Below are 2,518 nucleotides of genomic sequence, written 5' to 3'. Positions count from 1 at the left end.
CTGCATGTCTCCAAATTTTTCTTTGGTTTGAATATCCCCTGTTCTAGGCGTCACTGTCATTACACCGTTATCCAGTTTCCAAGGTGCTGGACTGCTTCCATCCTTCGCAGAAACAAATCCGTCCAGGTTAGTTCCGTCAAAAATAACTATAGCATCAGAAGGAGCCTTATGGTTTTGTTCACCAGGAGTAATCTGCCTGACCACAGGTTCCCAAAATTCAGTTGCTTGTGGCGGGAGTTTGATGTCTTCTTGCTGGGAAAAAGCCTGACCTGCGGTCAAAAAAGCAAGCCCGGCTAGGGAAAGTGTTAAACTTCTGTTCATAGGTTTATTGGTTTTTAATAATTCGTTGTCAAATTAAGGCAATTCTTAGGCATTCAAAAACCGTTAATGGATTTTAGGTTTTTCAAATTCTATAATCAGCTTAGATTTAGAGAAAATAGATAGAAATGAAAAAATATTTACTCACCCTACTGTCTGTAGCTTGCTTTTGTATTTCTTCCCTAGCACAGAAAGATTATTATTTTCCAGGAGAAGAATTTGATCCTGCAATACCGAGCCCGGAATCCTTTTTGGGATACGAGATAGGAGAATGGCACACAAGATATGATCGATTGGTAGCTTACTTCGAGAAATTGGCAGCCGTCTCCCCTATGGCTGAATTGAAGACCATTGGCTATACCAATCAATTGAGGCCTTTGGTAGTATTAATAATCAGTAAGTCGGACAATATCCAAAGTCTGGAGGATATACGTAAGAACCACCTCAAACTGGTGGACCCCAAACAAAGCATGCCGGATGTTTCGGGAATGCCGGCAATCATTAACTTGGCATACAGCGTACATGGGAATGAACCTTCAGGAGGCGAAGCTTCCATTTTGACTGCCTACTGGCTTTTGGCTTCCAATTCAAGTCTAGCAGCAGAAATTAGAAATGAGGCTGTGGTCATGATTGATCCGGCAATCAATCCTGATGGAAGGGACAGACATACCAATTGGGCAAATATGCATAAAGGTTTTCCACCTGTGGCAGACCCATTGGACAGAGAGCATAATGAAATCTGGCCTTCAGGTAGGGTAAATCATTATTGGTTTGATCTGAACAGGGATTGGCTTCCCCTAGCCCATGTGGAGCTTCAGAAGAAGATTGAATGGTACCATAGTTGGTATCCAAATGTGGTTGGTGATTTCCATGAAATGGGAACCAATAGCACTTATTTCTTTGAGCCTACAAAGGCATTTAGTAGTGAAAATCCAGTGGTTCCCAGAAAGAACTATGAGGAAATCAACAGCAAATTTGCCACTTACTTTGCCAAAGCATTAGATGAAATAGGCTCTTTATACTGGACAAAGGAAGTATTTGACAATAGCTATCCTGGTTATGGATCTACTTACCCGGATATTCAGGGAGGCCTTGGATTAGTGTTTGAACAAGGCTCTTCAAGAGGTCATATACAGGCTTCTCAAAGAGGTGACATCACCTTTGAATTCACGATCAAAAATCAATTGATGACCTCTATAGCTACTATGGAAGCAGGTGTAAACGAAAGAGAATACATGCACCGCTATTTAAGAGAATTTTTCCAAACAGCTGTTTCTGAAGCAAACAGTAGCAGGACAAAGTCTTATGTTTTCGGAGATTTGCATGATGAGTCCAGAAACAGGCTTTTTCTCAAATTATTGCTTGACCACAAAATCGAGGTCTATGAAAATACCAGAGACATTTCTCTGGAGGGCCAGCAATTTGAAAAAGGCAAATCCTGGATCGTTCCTACAGCGCAACCACAATACAGAATGGTCAGGTCCATGTTTGAAAAAGTAACAGAGTTTGCAGACTCAGTATTCTATGATGCTTCCTCCTGGACCATGGCATTGGCTTACGGAATTCCTTACGCTGCCCAAGGAACTGTTGCCATGGGAGAACAAATCACATCTTTACCTGAACAAGCACTTGAATTTCCGCAAGCTGGCAAATACGTAGCTTACCTGGTAGACTGGAGTGATTATTTTGCACCAAAGCTCCTACACCATTTACAGGAATCAGGTGTTCATGTGGAGACCTCAGCAAAGGAGTTTACTTCCAATACAGTATCCGGTGAAAGGGAATTTCCTGCAGGAACTTTGGTAATCCCTACTGCTTTCCAACAAATGGATGCTTCAAAACTCCACGAAACCCTTCAAACAGCTTCTGAAAAAGCAGGAGTACATATTTTTGCCACCACAACAGGCTTTGCTGTCAAAGGCATAGACCTCGGCAGTAACAATGTATCAGCTGTTCAGGTACCCAAGGTGATCATGCTTGTCGGACAAGGCACTTCACAATATGAAGCGGGAGAAATTTGGCACTTGATGGATACCAAAGTGGGAATGCCTATTTCCAAAGTGGATATCGGTTTATTTGGTAGGGTAAATCTATATGATTACAATACCTTGATTCTTCCCTCAGGTAATTTTTCCGCACTTTCAGCTTCTCAGATAGCCCATATCAAGGATTGGTTGAATAGAGGTGGAACCATTATTTC

Annotated in this window: 2 protein-coding genes; one reads left to right on the top strand and one right to left on the bottom strand. The window is 41.9% G+C overall.

Annotated features, from left to right (window positions below):
* Positions 1 to 321 (bottom strand): family 16 glycoside hydrolase (locus EA341_RS03240; protein WP_367126880.1); only part of this gene is annotated, 321 nt, incomplete at its 3' end.
* 125 nt (positions 322 to 446) lie between these two features.
* Here EA341_RS03240 and EA341_RS03235 point away from each other — a divergent pair.
* The coding region (locus tag EA341_RS03235; RefSeq protein ID WP_293011264.1) for a M14 family zinc carboxypeptidase at positions 447 to 2,518 on the top strand (2,072 nt) is incomplete at its 3' end.

The organism is Mongoliibacter sp., assembly GCF_007692705.1.
GTDB lineage: Bacteria > Bacteroidota > Bacteroidia > Cytophagales > Cyclobacteriaceae > Mongoliibacter.
Note: the sequence above shows the minus strand (reverse complement) of the source record. Positions and strands in the feature narration are given on the sequence as shown.